At 34.8% G+C, this 1,557-nt stretch carries 2 protein-coding genes; both read left to right on the top strand.

Annotated elements, in window-relative coordinates; translation table 11 throughout:
- Positions 1–701, top strand: a 701-nt coding sequence (locus ACP3VS_RS24155; RefSeq protein ID WP_426390276.1) for a DNA/RNA non-specific endonuclease, incomplete at its 5' end; no start/stop codon positions are given.
- A gap of 5 nt (positions 702–706) precedes the next feature.
- On the top strand, positions 707–1,201 hold the full coding sequence (locus tag ACP3VS_RS24150) for an immunity protein YezG family protein (protein WP_289449571.1): 495 nt from the start codon (positions 707–709) through the stop codon (positions 1,199–1,201).
- The last annotated feature ends 356 nt before the right edge of the window (positions 1,202–1,557 follow it).

The following is a 1,557-nucleotide window of genomic DNA, read 5'->3' as shown; positions in this document are numbered from 1 at the left end:
TCAAAAAGCAAGTAGTGAACGTGAAAACCCAGATACAATCCAAAGTAGCCGAAGTCAAACAGCAACTGCGTCAGATGCTACAATCACAGCAGGATGAATTTTCATTTGCAGGTATAAACGTTACAAACATAGAGGATACAGGAACAGTTGGAAGAAACACACCAACTCCAAGTCCGAAGCCGTCTAATACCCAACCTACGCCTTCTCCCAAAGCGGTGAATTACGGTGAACATTTCACGAAGAATGGTAGAAAAAAAGTTTTAAAACCAAATGTAGAATACAAAACACCAGAAGGTTATACTTATCGTACAGATAACAATGGACGTATTACCGATTGTGAAGGAACGCTTGTACTAGGTACAGCTGAACGAAATGCATACGCACAGAGAACAGTGGGAGGAAAAGATCGATTACCTGATGACGACGGTGGACACTTAATAGGAGCACAGTTTAAAGGGCCAAAGGATATCGATAACCTAGTTCCACAAAATAGCCAGATTAACCGTTCTGGTGGTGAATGGTTCAATATGGAGACAGAATGGGCAAATGCATTGAAAGAAACACCTCCGAAAAAAGTTACTGTACAAATTAATCCGACATACTCGGGGAATTCAATGCGACCAGATTCTTTTATAGTTGAATACGAAATTGAAGGAGACTTTCCAGTAATTAGAGAGATCGCAAATAAAAAAGGTGGATGAAATAGATGAGTTTTGAAATAGAATTGAATAAGTTATATAAAGAAATAGCACAGCAGGTTAATGATATTATACCTGTTGAATGGAGTAACTTCTATTTTAATGGTGAAGTTAAGGATAAAGACGGAGGAGTTTTTTTCTTTTTTTTACCTAAAGGTAATGAAGAAAAGTACTTATTTTCACATTTTATTCCAAGAATATATGGGGTAGATAAAAGGGTTTATAATAAAGAGCTGCGTAAGTTATTTGAACTAATTGTTAAACTTCAAGATTTGTTTATTAATAACGACCAAGAACCTTGGTTTTCAGTGACGTTATTACTTAATGATAAAGGGAAATTAAAAGTACATTTTGATTATACAAATTGGCACAAAAGTGAATTTGGACCAGCAGCAAGAATTAAGTATTTTGAGTATAAATATGTAAGTAATAGCAATGAAGAACTAGATATAGATTTAATAGAAAAAATGAAGAAATTTGAAGATGAAGTGAGTGATATATAATTCTCCTTTTTTTTTTATTTTAGATTTGAGGATTCTTTTAAACAGCTCATACTTCCATTTTAATGGCGGATATGAGCTGTTTATTCTTTCATTAATGATAAGTTTATACCCATTTTCAATAATTGAAACTCAGAAAATTATTTTCTTGTAAGGCACAGCGATAAAGAGTAAAGGAAAAGTCCATTTGTAAAAATTAGTACCTATAACGTGAAGGCGGCTGTGACAAAAGCCAAGCAACAGGTAAAGGCGGCTGTCAAACAAACGAAGCAGGTAGTGAAGGAAAAGGTACTACCAGTGGTGAAAAAAGCTGCGCAAGCAACCAAGAAACCAACGAATAGTTCAAGTACAAAGGCAAA

The sequence above is a fragment of the Lysinibacillus sp. VIII_CA genome (assembly GCF_049943995.1).
Lineage (GTDB): Bacteria > Bacillota > Bacilli > Bacillales_A > Planococcaceae > Lysinibacillus > Lysinibacillus pinottii.
This window is presented reverse-complemented; position numbering and strand designations above follow the sequence as displayed.

Bases quoted from the DNA above. Each gene is read 5' to 3' on its own strand.
- ACP3VS_RS24150 (WP_289449571.1), top strand. From the start codon at position 707: ATGAGTTTTGAAATAGAATTGAATAAGTTATATAAAGAAATAGCACAG.